The organism is Umboniibacter marinipuniceus (assembly GCF_003688415.1).
GTDB lineage: Bacteria > Pseudomonadota > Gammaproteobacteria > Pseudomonadales > DSM-25080 > Umboniibacter > Umboniibacter marinipuniceus.
This window is the reverse complement of record NZ_REFJ01000002.1, coordinates 72,033-90,314: the sequence shown is the minus strand read 5'-3', so window position 1 is coordinate 90,314 and position 18,282 is coordinate 72,033. Positions and strand designations below refer to the sequence as shown.

The 18,282-nt window shown below is 48.3% G+C and carries 14 protein-coding genes; 4 read left to right on the top strand and 10 right to left on the bottom strand.

Annotation, left to right across the window (positions count from 1 at the left end; genetic code table 11):
• Positions 1-11: 11 nt before the first annotated feature.
• Positions 12-2,153 carry a fatty acid oxidation complex subunit alpha FadB gene (fadB, locus tag DFR27_RS04090; RefSeq protein ID WP_121876207.1) on the bottom strand — a complete coding sequence of 714 codons (2,142 nt, stop codon included), beginning with the start codon at positions 2,151-2,153 and terminating at the stop codon, positions 12-14.
• Positions 2,154-2,431: 278 nt separating this feature from the next.
• Between fadB and DFR27_RS04085 the strand changes: the two genes are divergently transcribed.
• The gene (locus DFR27_RS04085) at positions 2,432-3,793 is read left to right on the top strand and encodes a glutamine synthetase family protein (protein WP_121876206.1); all 1,362 of its coding nucleotides are present in this window, start codon (positions 2,432-2,434) and stop codon (positions 3,791-3,793) included.
• Between the two features lie 125 nt (positions 3,794-3,918).
• Here DFR27_RS04085 and DFR27_RS04080 read toward each other — a convergent pair whose 3' ends face one another.
• Positions 3,919-4,467 carry a cupin domain-containing protein gene (locus DFR27_RS04080; RefSeq protein ID WP_245962599.1) on the bottom strand — a complete coding sequence of 183 codons (549 nt, stop codon included), beginning with the start codon at positions 4,465-4,467 and terminating at the stop codon, positions 3,919-3,921.
• 168 nt (positions 4,468-4,635) lie between these two features.
• Positions 4,636-6,480 (bottom strand): beta-ketoacyl synthase, encoded by a 1,845-nt coding sequence (locus tag DFR27_RS04075; RefSeq protein ID WP_121876204.1) that lies wholly within the window; start codon positions 6,478-6,480, stop codon positions 4,636-4,638.
• 107 nt (positions 6,481-6,587) lie between these two features.
• On the opposite strand from DFR27_RS04075, the gene DFR27_RS04070 reads away from it, so the two are divergent.
• On the top strand, positions 6,588-7,562 hold the full coding sequence (locus tag DFR27_RS04070; protein WP_121876203.1) for a GlxA family transcriptional regulator: 975 nt from the start codon (positions 6,588-6,590) through the stop codon (positions 7,560-7,562).
• An 8-nt stretch (positions 7,563-7,570) separates the two neighbouring features.
• Here DFR27_RS04070 and DFR27_RS04065 read toward each other — a convergent pair whose 3' ends face one another.
• The 3 genes from DFR27_RS04065 to DFR27_RS04055 all read right to left on the bottom strand — a co-directional run bounded on the left by DFR27_RS04065 (position 7,571) and on the right by DFR27_RS04055 (position 11,331).
• The gene (locus tag DFR27_RS04065) at positions 7,571-8,338 is read right to left on the bottom strand and encodes an enoyl-CoA hydratase (protein WP_121876202.1); all 768 of its coding nucleotides are present in this window, start codon (positions 8,336-8,338) and stop codon (positions 7,571-7,573) included.
• Between the two features lie 165 nt (positions 8,339-8,503).
• The gene (locus DFR27_RS04060) at positions 8,504-9,994 is read right to left on the bottom strand and encodes a peptide MFS transporter (RefSeq protein ID WP_121876201.1); all 1,491 of its coding nucleotides are present in this window, start codon (positions 9,992-9,994) and stop codon (positions 8,504-8,506) included.
• A gap of 83 nt (positions 9,995-10,077) precedes the next feature.
• The gene (locus tag DFR27_RS04055; protein WP_121876200.1) at positions 10,078-11,331 is read right to left on the bottom strand and encodes a valine--pyruvate transaminase; all 1,254 of its coding nucleotides are present in this window, start codon (positions 11,329-11,331) and stop codon (positions 10,078-10,080) included.
• Positions 11,332-11,787: 456 nt separating this feature from the next.
• Between DFR27_RS04055 and DFR27_RS04050 the strand changes: the two genes are divergently transcribed.
• A complete protein-coding gene (locus DFR27_RS04050; RefSeq protein WP_121876199.1) occupies positions 11,788-12,177 on the top strand; it encodes a response regulator transcription factor in 390 nt (129 codons plus the stop codon).
• A 320-nt stretch (positions 12,178-12,497) separates the two neighbouring features.
• On the opposite strand, the gene DFR27_RS04045 is transcribed toward DFR27_RS04050, so the two are convergent.
• Positions 12,498-13,100 (bottom strand): hypothetical protein, encoded by a 603-nt coding sequence (locus DFR27_RS04045; protein ID WP_121876198.1) that lies wholly within the window; start codon positions 13,098-13,100, stop codon positions 12,498-12,500.
• Positions 13,101-13,456: 356 nt separating this feature from the next.
• Here DFR27_RS04045 and queD point away from each other — a divergent pair, with 356 nt between their 5' ends.
• The gene (gene queD / locus DFR27_RS04040) at positions 13,457-13,822 is read left to right on the top strand and encodes a 6-carboxytetrahydropterin synthase QueD (protein ID WP_121876197.1); all 366 of its coding nucleotides are present in this window, start codon (positions 13,457-13,459) and stop codon (positions 13,820-13,822) included.
• On the opposite strand, the gene DFR27_RS04035 is transcribed toward queD, so the two are convergent.
• The 3 genes from DFR27_RS04035 to DFR27_RS04025 all read right to left on the bottom strand — a co-directional run bounded on the left by DFR27_RS04035 (position 13,823) and on the right by DFR27_RS04025 (position 18,268).
• A complete protein-coding gene (locus tag DFR27_RS04035; protein ID WP_121876196.1) occupies positions 13,823-14,188 on the bottom strand; it encodes a DUF2750 domain-containing protein in 366 nt (121 codons plus the stop codon). It abuts the gene before it with no gap.
• A 21-nt stretch (positions 14,189-14,209) separates the two neighbouring features.
• A complete protein-coding gene (locus DFR27_RS04030; RefSeq protein ID WP_121876195.1) occupies positions 14,210-14,971 on the bottom strand; it encodes a head GIN domain-containing protein in 762 nt (253 codons plus the stop codon).
• A 96-nt stretch (positions 14,972-15,067) separates the two neighbouring features.
• Positions 15,068-18,268: an amidohydrolase family protein gene (locus tag DFR27_RS04025; protein WP_121876194.1), complete on the bottom strand. Its 3,201-nt coding sequence runs from the start codon at positions 18,266-18,268 to the stop codon at positions 15,068-15,070.
• Positions 18,269-18,282: the final 14 nt, after the last annotated feature.

The window sequence follows — 18,282 nt, the reverse complement described above, 5'->3', positions numbered from 1 at the left end:
AACGCTCCCAATTATCCGTAGTACGACTCGCCATTGGCGGCCATTTCGCGCATTTTGTCTGTAACTTCGTACGATGCACCAAGGTGCTTCAGCGAGTCCGCCATTGCCACAAAGTTAGCCATACCCATCTCATCAACGTAACGGAAAACACCGCCGCGGAAAGGAGGGAAACCAACACCGTAAACCAGCGCTAAATCTGCTTCAGCTGCTGAGGCGATAATACCTTCTTCCAAGCAACGCTGAACTTCGATTACCATTGGTACCATCATACGGGCTACCACATCGTCCGCTTCAAACTCGGTTCGGTCGGCACAGTGTGGTGCAATCAACTCATAGCTTTCGCTCGTCGCAACTTTTTGAACTTTGCCGCGCTTATCCGCCTCGTAGTTGTAGAAGCCTTTACCATTCTTCTGTCCGTAACGACCCGCTTTAAATAGCACGTTAGTCGCCAAACCCTCAAACTGAGCCATACGATCAGGGAATCCCGCCTCAAGCACGTCAGCTGCGTGCGCAGCCGTATCCAACCCAACTACATCACTCAAGTAGGCTGGACCCATTGGCCACCCCCAGCGCTCCATGACTTTATCAACGGCTGCGAAATCAGCACCGTCACGGAGAAGCAGCGCAAAGCCACCGAAGTAAGGGAACAACACGCGATTCACAAAGAACCCAGGGCAATCGTTAACAACAATCGCCTTCTTGCCTAATGCATTGGCGTAGGCCACGGTCTTCGCCACCGCGGTATCGGAAGTCTTCGTACCACGAATAACTTCAACTAACGGCATGAGTGGCACTGGGTTAAAGAAGTGCATGCCACAGAAGTTTTCTGGGCGCTCAAGCGCTTCCGCCAAGTAGTCAATGGAAATCGTTGAAGTATTGGAGGTAATAATGGTATCGGCAGCCACTTTCGACTCAACTTCCTTGAGAACAGCGTGCTTAACCTTCGGGTTTTCAACCACAGCCTCAACGATCATATCCACGTCACTCAGCTCTTCATAGCTCAGCGCAGGATTGATACGACTGAGAACTTCAGCCATCTTATCAGCCGTCATTCTACCGCGCTTCACGCGCTTCGAAAGCAGCTTGCTTGCTTCGGCAAGGCCGAGGTCAATGCCAGCTTGGTTAATATCCTTCATCACGATAGGCGTACCCTTTAAGGCCGACTGATACGCAATGCCGCCACCCATGATACCAGCTCCTAAAACGGCGGCCTTCTTGACATCGGCCGCGCCTTTGGCGATGGTCTTCGCCTTCTTACTTACCAACTGGTCGTTGAGGAAAATACCAATGAGGGCTTTAGACTGGAAGGTACGAGCCATGCGAATAAAGTGCTGAGTTTCCAGCTTAAGCGCATCATCACGACCAAGCTTAGCACTCTGCTCCATAGCCTCGATCGCCGCCACCGGCGATGGGTAATTTCGACCAGCTTGCTGCTGAACCATTGCCTTGCAGGTAAAGAAAGACATAAGCATTTCAATATCGTTTAGCTGCAACGGCGCCTTCTTCTGCTCGCGACGCCCCTGGTAAGCGATGTCGCCCGAAACAGCCTGCTTCAACAGATTCAAACTTGCTTCGCGTAGATCATCTGGCGCAACGGCGGCATCAACCACACCGGTAGCCAGTGCGACATCAGCGCGATATTCCTTGCCGCCAGCAATCCACTCAATGGCATTATCCGCACCAACAAGACGCGGCATACGCACGGTACCACCAAATCCTGGGAAGATCCCTAGCTTGGTCTCCGGCAAGCCGACCTTCGCGGCTGTACTCATGACTCGGAAGTCACAGGCTAGCGTAATTTCTAAACCACCACCCAGTGCGAAACCGTTGATCGCACAAACGGTTGGCATAGGTAGATCTTCAATTTGATTGAAGCAGGCATTAGCGCCATTAAGATTGGCAGTGAAGGCCTCATCATCAAGTGCAAAATTGCCCTTAAATTCGGTGATGTCTGCACCAACCACGAAGACCGGCTTCCCACTGGTTACCAGTAGGCCTTTCGCATCGGAGTCTTTAAGCAGCGCACCTGCCTCGGCTAATTCCTTAATCGTTGCAGCGTCGAACTTGTTGACGGAGTCGGATTGATTATCGAAACAAAGCTCGTAGAGGCCCGGTTCAATAGCGCTTACGGTTAGCGTATTACCTTTATACATACCTACTTATCCCTCATTATTATCGCCATAGAAAACTACTTCTCAGCGGTGATTGTCGCATCAGTCTATATAATTCAAACGACCGTTTGAATTACTTTGTACGATTTTTTGTGACTTCACGGTCACCTCATCGTCCAGCTAAGCGAATTTTATTTAGTACAAAAACATAAATTGATGTTGCGTATCACACAAACAGTGTTTTAAATATTGAACAGTCTGATCATCTCAGTTAATGTACTGACCATAAAATAATGAAACTTAGTAGGCGATAGCTCATCATGCAATTGTTACCTGAATTAAATGCCTTTCTTGAGGCGAACCCTGACGTTAATCAGTTTGATGTCATTCTAGTTGATCTTAACGGCATTCTCCGTGGCAAACGTCTGGATCGTAATGCCATCACCAAATTATATAAGTCCGGCATCCTGATGCCCCGCTCTACGTTTGCGAGCGACATTGAAGGTGACACCACTGATGGCACCGGTTTAGGTATTCGCACGGGTGACATTGACTGCCCTTGCCTACCCGTCGCTAACTCGCTAAAGATTGTCCCTTGGGCGCATGAACCTTCGGCTCAAGTGCTTGCGTACATGGTTGACGAAGACGGAGAAGCCCTCCGCTATACTTCGCATGGCGTACTGCAGAACGTGATTGATAAGTTTAAAGAATTAAAACTGAAGCCTATTATCGCGCCGGAGCTAGAGTTCTTCTTACTTGATCGCCAACGTGATGAAGACGGGCGCCCGTTACCACCTATTTCACCAGTTACTGGCGCGCGTGATAAGAACACGCAAGTTTACGGTATCGCTGAACTTGATGATTATGCGGCGTTCCTGCGCGACGTAAAAGCCGCCGCGGTCGCGCAAAACATTCCTGCCGATACCGCTATTGCGGAATACGCGCCTGGCCAGTTTGAGATCAACTTGCATCACAGTGATGACTTGATTCAGGCCTGTAATCACGCGATAGAACTAAAACGACTCATTAAAGCCGTAGCGCTTCAGCATGACTTCGATGCAACCTTCATGCCGAAGCCTTTTGCGGACCTGTCTGGCAACGGTTTCCACATGCACATCAGCCTCTATGACGAGGCCGGCAACAATGTGTTTGCTAACGGAGAAGACTTAGGTAACGACACCCTTCGCCATGCCATTGGCGGTCTCTCAGCCACGATGGAAGAAGGCATGTTACTCGCAGCTCCCGGCGCCAATAGCTACCGTAGGTTTAGCCCGGAATGCTACACACCTCTGCATCCAAGTTGGGGATTCAACAACCGCACGGTAGCAATGAGAATTCCGGCCGGTCCTGATGCAGCAAAGCGCGTAGAGTGCCGTGTTGCAGGTGCTGACGCCAACCCTTACATTTACCTTGCAAGTTTATTGTCGGGTATTTATCTGGGCATCACGCAACAACTTGAGCCAGGTCCCGTAACCCAAGTCAACGCCTATAAGGAATTCGAGCCAACGTTACCACTAACGTGGGACGCAGCAATACAAAGTTTCGAAGAAGCGAAGTTATTGCCCCAGGTACTCGGTAGCGAATTCTGTCATGTCTTCTTACAGATTAAACTCGCGGAACGCCAGAAGTTCCACGAGTTCATCACTATGCAAGAGTACGACTGGTATCTTCGTCACGCCTAAATAGCGCCAATTTATCGGTTACAAAAAAGGCCAATCGACTAATCGATTGGCCTTTTTTTCAAGTTGTTATCACTACATAAACACAGCGGCTAACGAACCATTTAGCAATTGCCGATAAATATCAGTTAAAAGCTAGGTGGATTATTGGCAGAAACTACTTTACATGGCTTACCGCTCGCATTTCGGAAGCGGTGCGGCAGCCGACTATCGAAGTAGTAGCCATCTCCAGATTTCAAGGTGCGCGTAGCACCATCTACGGTGAGTTCAATCTCGCCTTCAACCACAATACCGCCCTCTTCTCCGTTGTGTGAGATCATTTCATCTCCAGTATCGGATTCAGGGGGATAGGTTTCAAACATAACCTGCATTGAACGCCCTTCAATGGACGCTCCTAGGAGTCGGTAGCTAATCTCACCAGAGCCAACCTCGGTCATTTCCTCGGCAGTGAAGAACACTTTTTCGCCGTCGTTCGCCTCAACCGAAAAGAACTCAGCCAAAGACATTGGCAGTCCATCCAAGACCTTTTTTAGTGACGCGATTGATGGGCTAACTCGCCCTTGCTCGATTAAAGAGATGGTACTGTTCGTTACTTCTGCTCGTTTCGCGAGTTCTCGTTGAGACCAACCTCGCTGCTGACGAATTACTCGTAATCGTTTACCAACTTCTTCAGACACTTCACACTCCATGGATTATGTTATGAAACAATAATCTAACAAGTGTTCGATATTTTTTACAGTGTTTATTTTGAATTGGCGGCGAAACAAGAACAACGAGGGATAAATCGGCAAGTCAGCTAGCACAAATCTAGCTGACTTTGCAGTAAATACTTAGTAAGAAGATAGCTAGTATGGGTTCTCAATATCTAGCGAAACATCACGAGCATAAGACTCAATTGATAGGCTAAATTCAGATATTTCAACCGCTTCATCCATGACCACATGCTCCCCGAAGGAATATTGCGTAACGTCTTCGCCAGCTAATATCTGTTGCTTATAGGCTTCACTTTGCGCAGCAACACTTTTATTTCGCTCTTGCCACTGAGCTAGCTTCGCTTCGCCATGACGCGCCGCTAGGAGCGACATTGTTTTAGCTGGTGAAACCACCACACCACTTGCGTTATTACCACCAAAGCCTTTGGCGTTCAGGAACGCGACATCAATACCATCTACCCCAACATTGCGGTGGGCCGTTACATAGTCAAGCTTCTCTTGATAGACGTCGTCCGCTATCTCCGTAACATTATTAATGCGCGGTATAATACCATCGGCCCAAACCCCCAAAGTCGCCATCAGCTGATCGCCAGAGGCCACTCCAAGCGAGTGACCTAAGTAAGATTTCATGGCCGTAATGGGCCAATTCTCAATACCAAAAGCCTTCGCCACACGTTCAAAAATGATTGATTCTGTTACTCTATTCGCCGGCGTACTGGAGCCATGCGCTTGAACAAAAGAGCGTTGCTCAACGGATTCACGACCTAATAGTGAACGCGCAAACGCCACTGATTTCGCCAAGGTCAGGTAGTTACCAATTCCCGGCGCAGAAATCGACTTCTTAAAGCCATCCGCATTCACGTACACTGCCGGCGTTGACGCATGAATGTTCGCACCGAGCTCAAGCGCTAGGGTATCCGCCATGATCACGGCGTACTGAGCCCCCTCAGCAATGGTAAACCCACAATTGTCGGCAAAAGGCCTGGAAGCTCTTCGATGGTCAGCTTGCTCAGAGCCATCTAGTTTGCATAAGTTGTCGTCGGTCGCCAACGCGCTCATCGCAGCGTAACCCTCTATAACTTCCGGATTCACTGGAGCCTCAGCATTCCCCACGAAGGCAACTAGCGCTCTACCTTCTTTGATATCTTCAATGGCCAGATTTAGGTTATAAAGGAAGCTTGCGCACGCCCCTACCGCCGCGCCAGTTGAGCCCACTGAACCCAACAGGTAGGCATTAACGAAGTCGGCAGGCATTTCTACCAAACCTAGCGGGCATTGCTTAGACGAAGCCCTATCACCCTGCCAACGAGCCCTGAGCAGACCACCATTACCAGCGTCATCTAACTGAGCCATGGCCGATCCTGAATACACCGAGACTTGATCAGGGTTGATATGTGCCATAACCTCTGACCAAGCGATACCCATTGACTGCAAGGCATCGGATGCTGCGAACATATTAAGTTGCAAGCCACGAGGGTGATGGCGAGAGCTATATCTCGCCGCCGGGTCAAAGCCAGAAGGTACAGTGCCAGCAGTTGAAACTGCCATCTTTCGCGAAGTTGGCAAGAGCGCATTGAGGTCACTCGCACTAAGACGAATACCCGCTTTATCCTCACCAATTATGGTCCAGCTATCGGGAAGCTGAGCCGGCAGGTCTCGCTTTTTCATCGTGAATTCAATTGCTTGCTTAGCGGTACACAACTCTACCCGCTTCATTCCTGGCGCATGATCAACATCAAAATGTTCGGCGCCAATCTTTCGAATCAAAGAATTCTCAAGTACTGCAGACTCAAACGCCTCAGCGGTGGAGTAGTCTTCGGCAGACATGCCACTCAGCGCCGCCAACGCGGTGATCATCTCATTACGTTTTTCGCTGGGTAGCGCTTCTTCAACCAATCGGCGATATCCCAAATGAAAAGTCGATCTGCCTGCGGCGTTAACACCACCAAACCCCACTACTACTGGCATCGCTTTCATATTTCTCTCCAGAACTAATCAGTCATAAATTATATGCTGCTAGTTTAGAAAGAATTACGATACAATAATATGGCATAATAGCCACAAAGAAAGGCAAAAAAGACAAAATGAGCGATATCATCCTATTAGCCAGTCATAATGCCCTAAGCTCTTCCATCAGCCTCCCCAGCGAGATGCTGACGGCCGCGAATGACTTCGCCAAAGCACATGGTAACCCTCAGCTAAGCGTTGTCACGGCAACCGCATCTGGCAAGGCGGTAACCACCCAAGCAGGCTTTTCGGTAAGCGGTCCGGCGCTAGAAACATTAGCGCGACCACAGCTAGTGTATATTCCTTCAACTTGGCGCAGCCCTCTTCCCATGTTAAAGGAGCTTGCGCCATTGCGAGACCGTATCACCCAATGGTATTTAGAGGGTACTCGGTTTTGCTCAGTGTCAACCGGGTCATACCTACTCGCCGAGTTTGGTTTGCTGGATCATCAACCTGCAACCACTCACTGGCATTACTTTGATCATTTTGCCAGCCGCTATCCTCATGTAGAGCTTAAGCGAGATTATTTCGTGACGGTTGCCAAGCAAAGCTACTGCGCCGGCTCAGTGAACTCGCTGGCAGATTTAACCGTCCACTTGATTTCCGAACTTTATAATCATGAAACCGCACACTGGGTACAGCGAAATTTCAGCCATGAAATTCGCCGTCCATTTAAGGAAATCGCATACATCCAAGGTGATTCCGCCCACAAAGACGAAGAAATCGCCCTGGCCCAACATTGGATTCGCGAAAACTTACAACATCCAGAAATTCTGAATGCCATTGTGCAGCGCTTGGACATGAACCCACGCACGTTTTCACGCCGCTTCCGTAACGCGGTGCAAATGACACCTAATCAATTTGTGCAAAAGTGCCGTATCGAGCAAGCAAAGCAATTGCTCCGGCACTCCAACTTAGCAATTGGTGACGTATCATTTAACGTGGGATATCAGGATGTTAGCTTCTTTGCACAGCTATTTCGAAGACAGCTAGGACTATCCCCAAGCGAGTACCGGCGTACCGTAAGGGCTAAGCTCTTTATCGCGCGCTAGGCGCGCAACTAGTCACAAGCTCTAAAGTTGGGCGCGCGTCGTTCAAAAAAAGCGGTGAATGCTTCTTTAGCAGCAACGGAGTTCAACCCTGCAGAAAAATGCTCAACTTCTTCGGCCATAACAGCGACTAAAGCCTCTGGGCTTGGACGTAGTAATTTTCTTGACGCCCTTAGCGCAGTCTTGGGTTTGTCCGCCAAGCGCTGGGCAAGCTTCATAGCCTCGCTACGCAGGTTAGCCTCATCAACTACCTCATAAGCTAAACCATAATCCAACGCCTGCTGGGCATCAATGCTGTCTCCTAGCAGTGCAATTTTTGCCGCACGCTGGTGACCAACAATCATAGGTAAGAGCAGTGAAGAGCCTGCCTCAGGAACTAATCCCAGATCGGTGAACGGCATCTTTAAACGCGCGTTCTCTCCAAGCACATTAAAGTCACAGTGAAGAAGCAGCGTTGCACCAATTCCTACCGCCAGCCCTGGAACAGCACTAACCATAGGTACCGTACCCTCGGCCAGAGAGCGAATAAAGACACTTACTGGCGAACTTTCATCCATATTAGGATTGGCCATGAAATCAGCCAAATCATTACCGGAGCTAAAGTTATCGCTGGATGAACACCAAAGAATGACACGCACTTCGGGATCATCTTCGGCACGATGCATGGCCGCTGACATGGCGCGATACATTTCAGCAGTAATCGCATTCTTTTTGTCGGCGCGATTAAAGCTAATCGCTAGTACGCCATCTTCAAGTTCAGTACTAATATGAGTTGTCATTCCCTACCCCAGTTTTTGCCTAAGTAAGCTAAAGCTCAATGTTTATTATCGTTAGCTTAGTTTAGTCCGAATCACCTATTCACAACAATGACGTGTCCTACCTAGACAAAAAAAGGGCACCTAAATACTTAGATGCCCTCTTCCGAAACTAAAGCTTAAGAAAGTTTAGTCGTTATTAACTTCCCATTTACGAGTCTTATAGCCAATTAGCAGAATTACCACACCAAAGACGAGGCTGATCTGCGCAACGTTCATAAACAGAGCCGGTAGCTCTTGGACGTTCTCCGGATCGAATCCACCGGCCAACAAACCAGCAATGATGTTACCAATTGAATAGGTCAGAACAAACACACCCATCATCTGACCGGCGAAGCGCTTAGGCGACAAACGAGACACCGCGGCAAGCGCGATTGGGCTTAGGCAAAGCTCGCCAACAGTATGCAGGAAGTAGGTTGCAACCAGCCAATATGGTGCGACACGTAATTCCGCCGCAGCCAGCTGAGCGGCAAAGTACATAACAATAAAGCCTGACGCCATGATTAGGATACCCGCACCAGTCTTTAGACCAAAGCCAGGGGTTGTCATGCGCTTACCCAGGTTAATCCAAAGCGCCGCAAAGAATGGACTTAGAATAATGATGAAAAATGGGTTAACAAACTGAAACCACGCGGTGGGGATTTCAAATGAACCTAACTGGCGATCCACAATCTGCTGAGCAAAGAGATTGAGTGATGAGCCAGCTTGCTCAAAACCAGACCAAAAACATGCGGAAGCCACACAAACTAGTAGTAGTGCAAGCATGCTTTTCTTTTCAAGCGCATTGAGCTTACCGAAAAAGAATACTTTCCCGAAGAAACCAATGAATAGGAGCGTGAAAATCACTGCTGAAGCTTGAGCTAATGGAACGGGATCTAGCGTAATGGTACCCGCTAGAGCTAGCACCGCAACCAGTACTATGGTGAGAACAATTAAACCGATAACCGTCCAAGCCGTTTTACGACCTTTCTCCGATAGCGGAGCAATTGGAGTTAAACCAACTTCGCCAAGCGCGGCCCGAGTGAGCTTAAACTGGAGAAGTCCAATTGCCATGCCCACTGCTGCAGCGCCAAACGCCCAATGTGGGCCAAACGAATCAGCATCGTACAACCAGCCGCAGATCAGATAGCCACCAATGGAACCCAAGTTAATACCCATGTAGTAGAGTGCATAGCCACTCTCCATACGGGGGTCATTCCCCTTATATAGCTGGCCAACAGCGGCGGTGATATTCGGTTTCAACAAACCGGTACCCAATACCACCAAAATGAGACCAAAGTAGAAGGTGACATCACCAGGAATTGCTAAACTGATGTGGCCGAACATAATGATAATGCCGCCATACCAAATAGCATTCTGTCCGCCAATTAAACGATCGGCAATCCACCCGCCAGGCAGACCTGCCAAATAGACAAAGCCGGTGTAGAGGCCGTAGATGGCGGTAGCCATCGCAACGGTAATGCCAAGACCACCCTCCTGCAGAGAGAGCGTCATAAACAGTACCAATAAGGCACGCATGCCGTAATAACTCATACGCTCCCACATTTCTGTGAAGAACAGTGTTTTCAGCCCCTTGGGATGGCCAAAGAAAGCGTCATTAGACGAATCTGTTGAATTCATGAAGACTCCGTTAAGTCAGTTCCAAAATATTTGGATTGGGCAGTGCCCTTATTATGGTTTTTATTGAGGTAGTGAACGGCTGATCAAGCAAACTCAGCTACCGTTTTAGCAATGATTTCAATTCCAGCTAGTACCTTATCGCTATTTTGCGAATAAGTCACACGGATACAACGATCAGAATGCAGCCCCGGTTCACTAGTTCCGAAGAAAAAATAATGTCCGCTGACAACCAGCACTTCCCGCTCACGGAGCATCTCGTAGAGCGCCTGAGAGCTAATCCTCAGCGATGGAAAGTGTATCCAAAGAAACATCGCGCCGTCTGGTTCGTGAATTTCGTAGTCAACGCCGTGCGCTTGGAAATGTCTATCCGCCGCCTCAAGCAGAGCATCGCGCTTGGCGAGGTAGTGAGGACGCACGTGTTGCGCGCACAGCGCATCAAGCTTACCACCTTCTAACAGCGGCGACATCAACGCTTGCCCCAAACTAGCCGGAGCCAAACTCATAATCGCATTCATTGTGGCAAGTCGTTTCGCAATCGCCTTCGGCGCCACCACAATACCGGTTCGCACCGCAGGGAGTCCTAATTTCGATAAACTCAGCGTTAGAATGGTGTTATCGCTAAAATACACCTTGCTATCGCGGTAAATTAAGTTCGGAAACGGAAGCCCGTAAGCGCCATCAATAATCAGCGGCACGCCCCAAGACTTGGCAAATTCATCGAGCTCTTCCAAATCAGGCGTAGAGATAATATTACCTGTGGGATTCCCCGGCCGCGACACACAAACTGCACCAATATCATCGAGCGTCGAGAGTTCTTCGAAGTCGGGACGATAACGAAAACGGTGGGCTGAGGTGGGTTCTACCTTCGGAGCGAGAGAATGGAAGAGTGCCGGATCAATTCCTGTATCCGCGTAGCCAATGTACTCAGGTAGCATGGGTAAGAGAATCTTACGATTAACATTATCCTCTCCAGGACCAGCAAATAAATTGAACAGCATAAAGAGCGAGGTCTGGGTTCCATTTGTGACCACTATCTGGCTGGCGTCAATCTCTTGATCAAGCTGTCCCGATAGATAGGCGGCAAGCTTTTGTCGAAACGATTGATCACCCGCCGGCTGGTCATAAACACCCACCGTGGAGTGAGCTAATTCGGCATCATTTGCCAGATCTTGAAGTAGGCGTTGGAAGCACTTGCTAACCTCGGGAATGTGACCCGGATTGCCACCTCCCATCATTATCATTTCAGGTTTATTCGCTAGGGCATCACCTAGGTCATCCATCAAATCACTGATACCCGATTGCCCTGTGATACGAGCGCCAAAACGCGACAATTTCATTCAATCTATGCTCTTAGAATCGTGAGAAAAAACTTATTTCGCCGAAGTGTAACGCAAAAGGACTTAATTTTGAAAAAATACCAAAAATTGGTAGATTAATGTGGTTTAGCGCAAGATGTAGTGGTTAAGACCAATTTACCAACACTACAACAATTATCGTATGCCAATACATTTCATTCTATGAAATAGTTACTCTCCCTAACGGGACTCTCGAGTTAAAAAAGCGTGATCAAATAAACATCAAAAATGTGAATCAATTGGCAGTTCTACGTTGGTAATAGGATTCCCTCCCCGCTTAACTCTCGAGATAGCAGCAGCGCCAGGTAACACTAAAACCATTAGTATGCTCATTACACCTCGGCACAGATTCGCTTCATAATAAAGTATTTGTATGGATACAAATCATGTTCAGTCCGTGGTTCTTCCGGACGTTCACTAAATCAATAGGAAATCATCATGCGCGCCCTTGCTACCGACAAGCCACTTCCAACAGAACAACTCGCTTCGCTTGCTCAAGTCTCAGTCAATTTGAAGATTCTTCGCCAACGGCTCTACGACGATATCCAACTTCGCCAGGTACTGGAGCAATCTATCGAAACCATCCGTGAAATCACTGCACAATCAGACAAGACCGATAGCCACAAGCACTCCAATGTTACCTCTATTGCCGGCCTCACTCAGCGAGAGGTAGAGGTACTAGAATGCTTACTTAGGGGAGATCGCCCGGCACTTATAGCTAATCAGCTTCAGGTTGCCCTCAATACGGTTCGAAGACATCTCTCAGCTATATACCGCAAACTTAATGTGAACTCGCAGGTAGAGTGTATCGAGAAATTTCGTTATTAACGCAGGGCGTTGAGAAATTTAAAAACTAAGTTAGCAGCTTAAACAGAGCGAAGATCACGCATCTCGGTTCACGGCGTTTAAACGCTTCTAGGGTAGAATTGAAGGTTGATTAATAGGTTGTCATTCGCACCCTAGGGCTATCAATGCACCTAAGCGCGGCGTAGACACGTTCAGGGCATCTCCTAGATCTTTAGGGGGTGTTTCCATGGCGTTCAGTTTCAATTAGCCCCCCTGCTACCTTCACTATGCCACGACGCCCCTCGGAAGGTATTCAGCCAAAAGCCAACCTAGCCTATTAAAACTGGCTTTCTGAAGCGCTACTATTCACTAGATTGAATTCGATTTGACAACCTACTTATCTGGTTCAATCTAGCCATTCTATTAGGGTCATAGATTCGCCTTAACATTGGTAGTCGAGGAATGGCGACCAAGGTGATAAGACTTAGTATACTGGCGAAGAGAATCGGCTCGAATGGATTGTCGAAATCCAACATGCCGGCAAGCTTAAAAAAGAAGGTCATAATGAGCGCAGAGATAAAGAGCGTGATGAAAAAGATCAGTCCGTACTGAATGGTTTCTGACATTGAAGGACTATATGGCTGGAGCTCTCCCAGGTTATTCAAGCGCACGTTGTAAGCCTCTTGAGCTGAGATCGACTGTTCAATCTTCTTCTCGCCTTCAACATAGATTCTAACTAGCAGTGTTCCCGCATGAATAACTGCACCAATCTCTACAGCTACTTGATGGCCTGTAATTTCTAAATTATGAAACAGCGGTTTAAGCGCGATATCTGAAATGCGAATCCTCGATAAAATATCTCCATCCATGGAGAGCGACATTGAACCCAGGCCGCGATGCCATTTAACAACCAGCTGATGCTCGCCAATCTGGCAACTTAATCTTGAAACCCAGTCCCTTTCCATCGCACGCGTCCTTACTAAACAAAGCTTAAACCAATGGATAAGAATGCCTTTAAGCAGTCCTTACTTGATATTCAGATAGGTCCAACCAATCCCAGGTTAGTTCGAAAACGGCTTCGCTAAAGCCAATCCTGTCTTGATTAAGCGTCCTAGCGTCTTGATAAGCGTCCTAATAATCAACAACTGAAAAATAGTCACTTTTAACTTAACTACTAAGAAGTGAAGACCATGAATGTGACACAAATCACATTTAGAGCACAGGTTTATGACCAGTGGACAAATTGGGTTCTAAGCGGTCAATTGCTTTATTTTCAAGCAACAAAAGATTAGGATGCGCAGATATATACACGGAGACACCCATGGAACTATTTAAAGAATTCACTTTCGAAGCGGCTCACCGCCTTCCAAACGTGCCTGAAGGGCACAAATGTGCGCGCCTCCACGGTCATTCGTTCATGGTTCGAATTGCGGTGGAAGGGCCTGTAGATCCGGTTATGGGCTGGGTTATAGACTTTGGTGACATTAAGAAAGCATTCAAACCCATTTATGATCAACTAGATCACTATTACTTGAATGATATACCTGGGCTGGAGAACCCAACCAGTGAGGTGTTAGCAGAGTGGATCTGGGAAAAGCTTCAACCCACCCTACCGTTGCTTAGTCGTGTTGAAATTAGGGAAACTTGTACGTCAGGATGCAGTTATCTGGGCCCGAAGGCCAAGTAATTACTCAATGTCGTCTAGCAGGCTATCAATTTGGTCTGCTAGGTCCATTGGTTCAATCTCAACGCCTTCCAGCGCTTCAGTCCAATTAACCCCTACCAAGAACTCGTCTTCGTGCATACCTTCTAACCATTCTTCAACGAAGCCCTCTAGGGCAATCTCGACAACCTCAAAAGATGCCCAATCATCAGTGAGCACTGCCTCAACAAACGCTTTTTCACTCCAAAACGGTATCACCTCACCATCGGGGAAACGCTCGGAGCCCACAACAGCAAAGCCGTCATCATTTTTAAGCGTCCAAACCGATCCAGTTGAAACGATTTGCTGAAGAAAGATTTCGAAATTATCGTGACTATTATCAGTTAGCACTAGCTAAACTCCCATACGATGTTAGTGGCGAGTTAAATGGACATCCCCACTACCGCGAATAGATTGACGAGCAATGGAGTTAGCATTTAACCACACATCGCCGGAGCCGAAAATAGTAACTTCCGTGTCGCCCACTTCTAGGTAGCGACCGTCGAAGTCACCCGAGCCATAGATTTCCACTACAGTACCATCAACTGAGCCCGCAACTTTAATGTCGCCAGAGCCACGAATGACGCTATCGATTGTGAGCGCATTGATTTCGGCGACCTTAACATCACCAGATCCGGATACTTTGATTCGTACATCCTCGGCACCAACGTTAGCGAGCTTGATATCACCAGAACCATTTACAGCTATGTCTAGGTTGGTGGCGACAACAGCCGACACGACAATGTCTCCGCTTCCGTCAATTCTAAGTTCGAGATCATCAGCTTCAATTGTCTCAGCAAAGATCTCACCAGAGCCTTGGATAAAGATCTCTTCAATTTGTGGCATTTGGACATACACATCTACATCGAAATCATCGCCGAAGAAACCCGTCGGCCTGCGCGGATCCATACGTAAGGTCAAGGTATCACCATCACGCTCAACCATTACCCATTGCTGCCATTCTTCTTCCGTTTCTACGATTACTGAGAATTGATCAGACTGTGTCACACTGACATCAATATTGCCCTTGAGATTAATTACGTCAAAATCATCAAGATCGACATGACGATCAGTAACGCCAGCAAAGGTGATAGTTGACGCAAAAAGTGTAAGAGCAGAAGCTAACTTACGCATAATATTATTTCCCTTAAAGATTAATGTTCTATTCCCTTAAATAGACGCACGCCAACTACAAACGGATGCAGTTGGCGCAGTTTTTTTATTTTGGAGTTAGTGCGAATGAGCTCGCGTATTGGTTGGCGAAGCTACCGCTCCTTCTACTCGATGCCATACGGACGGGGCTCCTTCACCATCTTGCAACAGATTAGCAAGATCGTTCACCCGGCGAAGCTCACCATTAATCACCACCATGGTCATTGAATCGGAATGACGAATATCTTCTAGCGGGTTATCTTCAAGAATAACCATGTCCGCCAACTTACCCGTCTCAATACTTCCGATATGCGCGTCTAAGCCTAGGTACTCGGCCCCTGACAAGGTAGCGCTGTGAATGATATCCAGTGGGGTCATACCACCAAGACCTAAATTCCACATTTCCCAATGCATTGCTAGGCCCTGCATTTGTCCATGACCGCCAACTTGAACCCCCACGCCCATTGCTTTAACGCGGTTTACTGCCTCAGAGACCTGAATATGATAGTAATCAAACTCAGGGGTCTTCTGACGACGAAGTGAACGAGAATCTAACCAGTCATTAGGTACAAACTGACGCAATGGCTCAGCGTTGAATACGTCGTCATGTTGGTACCAATAATATTCACCACTCATGCCACCGTAGCTCACCACAAGCGTTGGGGTATAACCCACATTTGTATTCTGCCAGAGCATCTCCATGTCTCGGTACAGCGGCGCTACCGGAATGTTGTGTTCAATACCTGTAGACCCATCAAGAATCATCGAGAGGTTATGATAGAAAGTAGAGCCACCTTCCATTACCACCAACAAACCCAGTTCTCGAGCAGCCTGGTTAACCTGCTGACGCTGATCGCGACGGGGCTGGTTATAGCTCTTCACGGATGTCGCTCCAACCGCTTTCAAACGTGACAAATGAGTTCTGGCATCGTCAAGCGAATTGATTTCCGCCTTAAAATCGCCATCTGCGCCGTACAAGATTGACCCCGTTGAATACACACGAGGACCCAACATCGCACCGCTTCGTACCATTTCAGCTTGACCAAAAACAAATTCAGTACTGGCCGACGGATCTTGAATAGTGGTAACACCATAGGCGAGATTGGCCAAATAGGCCCAGTTCGACTGAGGAGAAACGCCACCGTAGAAATGCTCGGCATGGGCATGCGCATCAACGAGTCCAGGAATTATCGTCTTACCTGAAACATCAATGCGCTGATAAGCTTCAGGGATATCCGCTTCCGCAACAACGCCAGCGATCTTACTTCCGTCGATCAATACCGTCGCCTGCTCCAACACTTCACCAGGGCGCCCAGTAATGACTCGTGCGCCAACCAGCGCATACTGATTTGACGGTGCTGCCACATTCAGCGTTGCCACCAACGTAAGTTGCTTGTGCTCAGCCTCAGCATCGCCCAAAAGCGCAGTGAGCGCAGTGCTGTGGTAAGCATTACCTGTCATCCAATGGAGCTGCTCGCCAGAGCGACTCCAGTGAAGTGAGCTGCCACTATTCTCAGCAACTTTATCAACGGGAATAGCCGTTGTGTTTCGGCTTAACTCTATAGCTTTACCAATCGCTGGCATCGGTGCAACATAAGCCGTGAACAACTCAGTGAAGGCAACAAAATCACGAGCGGGACTTAGCTTGATATCATTCACGTACTTCAGATCAAAGATATTTCGTGCTTCGCCACCTGAAAGGCCAACCCACATAAACTGTTTTTCGAGTCCATAGCCATCAAGGAAGTAAAGTCCGCTGCCGTTCGCATCGAACTGTGGCCTGCGCCCGTGAGAACTGACCTTACGCGCTTCATCACCATCGTCTTCGGCAACAAAAATACCTGTATCAACACCGTAAACATAGCCTAGGAGATCGTTCCCAGAAGTCCGCTCGTAGGCAATGGAATCGCCATCCAAGGAGTAGGTAGGATTCGCGTAATAACCAGGTCTATCTGTTAACTTTTTCATCGAGCGACCGCGCAGGTTCACACTACGAACTTGGGCTAAGTCTTCATCGTTCCACGCAACATAGATAATTCGGCGACCGTCCGGCGAGAAGCTCGGCTGATATTCGAAGTCGCTAGAGCGCGTTAGGCGCTTTGCCTCGCCATTGTTGGTGTCGCTGATCCACAGGAATCCTGCCGCGTGGAAGACCACCTTCGAGCCGTCAGGTGAAGTGGTAACGTCGCGGATCATCTGCGCATTGAACTGCCCTTCGGGAATGGTAAAATCATGCTCAACGGCACTGACTACCGGCATGTCTACATCAACTGAAAAGGGGACCTCGGCCACGTCACCCGACGAGACATCGAGACGCTTGATCTTACCCTGCGACCAAAATAACAGGGATTCAGCATCCGGAGTCCAGCTGATATTCGGGTAAACGCCAAAGATTGCCCAAGCCTCCTGCTGATCATGCTCTAAGTCGCCGTATACCTCGAACTGTCGTCCGGATTCACGCTCGTATAGCCAGAGCTGAGTATCACCACGGTGCCTACGAACGAAAGCAATGTACTTGCCATCAGGCGAAGGGCTCGGTCGAGCTGAGCCGCCATAACCACTAATTAAGGTGGCTAACTCACCCGTTTCCATATCCAATTGCTGAATTTGATAAATCTCACCATTCGCATCTTTGTTGTACTGAAAGAAAGGTCCACGAGTAGTGTCTTCAGAAAAATAAACGTAGCGACCGTCTGGTGAAAATGCGGGCTCACCGGAATCCTGCTGCTCATTTCTGCGCTCGGTAAGCTGAATACCGTCACCACCATTTACATGATAGAGCCACATTTCACCCGCTCCCAAGGAACGTGTTCCGGTGAAGTGCTTACGCGCAACTAAATAGTCGCCATTTGGATGCCACCAAGCGTTATTGAGCAGACGAAAGTCTTCGTTAGAGATGGCGCGAGCTTCACTACCATCCACTTTCATCACCCAAATGTTATCGGCCCCATTACGATCAGACGTAAAACTAATCCAATCACCATCAGGCGAGAAACGAGGTTGAATATCAAGTGCTCGACCCTGAGTTAAGGCGGTTGCCTTGCCCCCACTAAGAGGCATGGTGTAAATGTCACCTAAGAGATCGAAAACGACTAAGTCACCCCGAGGAGAAACATCAACGTTCATCCAAGTTCCCTCATCAGTGGTGAACTGAATACGACTTAGCTCTCCCCCATTGGCACCTTCGATATCCCAGGACTCGTCACTAGCATCCTCGGCGAAGGAAAAGCTAGACAGTGCAGCGAGAAGGGCGATCAATACATGACTTAACTTATTCATCAGTACGTCCTCAA

Coding starts and splice junctions, on each gene's coding strand:
- fadB (WP_121876207.1), bottom strand. CDS start 2,153: ATGTATAAAGGTAATACGCTAACCGTAAGCGCTATTGAACCGGGCCTC.
- DFR27_RS04085 (WP_121876206.1), top strand. CDS start 2,432: ATGCAATTGTTACCTGAATTAAATGCCTTTCTTGAGGCGAACCCTGAC.
- DFR27_RS04075 (WP_121876204.1), bottom strand. CDS start 6,480: ATGAAAGCGATGCCAGTAGTAGTGGGGTTTGGTGGTGTTAACGCCGCA.
- DFR27_RS04070 (WP_121876203.1), top strand. CDS start 6,588: ATGAGCGATATCATCCTATTAGCCAGTCATAATGCCCTAAGCTCTTCC.
- DFR27_RS04065 (WP_121876202.1), bottom strand. CDS start 8,338: ATGACAACTCATATTAGTACTGAACTTGAAGATGGCGTACTAGCGATT.
- DFR27_RS04060 (WP_121876201.1), bottom strand. CDS start 9,994: ATGAATTCAACAGATTCGTCTAATGACGCTTTCTTTGGCCATCCCAAG.
- DFR27_RS04055 (WP_121876200.1), bottom strand. CDS start 11,331: ATGAAATTGTCGCGTTTTGGCGCTCGTATCACAGGGCAATCGGGTATC.
- DFR27_RS04050 (WP_121876199.1), top strand. CDS start 11,788: ATGCGCGCCCTTGCTACCGACAAGCCACTTCCAACAGAACAACTCGCT.
- DFR27_RS04045 (WP_121876198.1), bottom strand. CDS start 13,100: ATGGAAAGGGACTGGGTTTCAAGATTAAGTTGCCAGATTGGCGAGCAT.
- queD (WP_121876197.1), top strand. CDS start 13,457: ATGGAACTATTTAAAGAATTCACTTTCGAAGCGGCTCACCGCCTTCCA.
- DFR27_RS04030 (WP_121876195.1), bottom strand. CDS start 14,971: ATGCGTAAGTTAGCTTCTGCTCTTACACTTTTTGCGTCAACTATCACC.
- DFR27_RS04025 (WP_121876194.1), bottom strand. CDS start 18,268: ATGAATAAGTTAAGTCATGTATTGATCGCCCTTCTCGCTGCACTGTCT.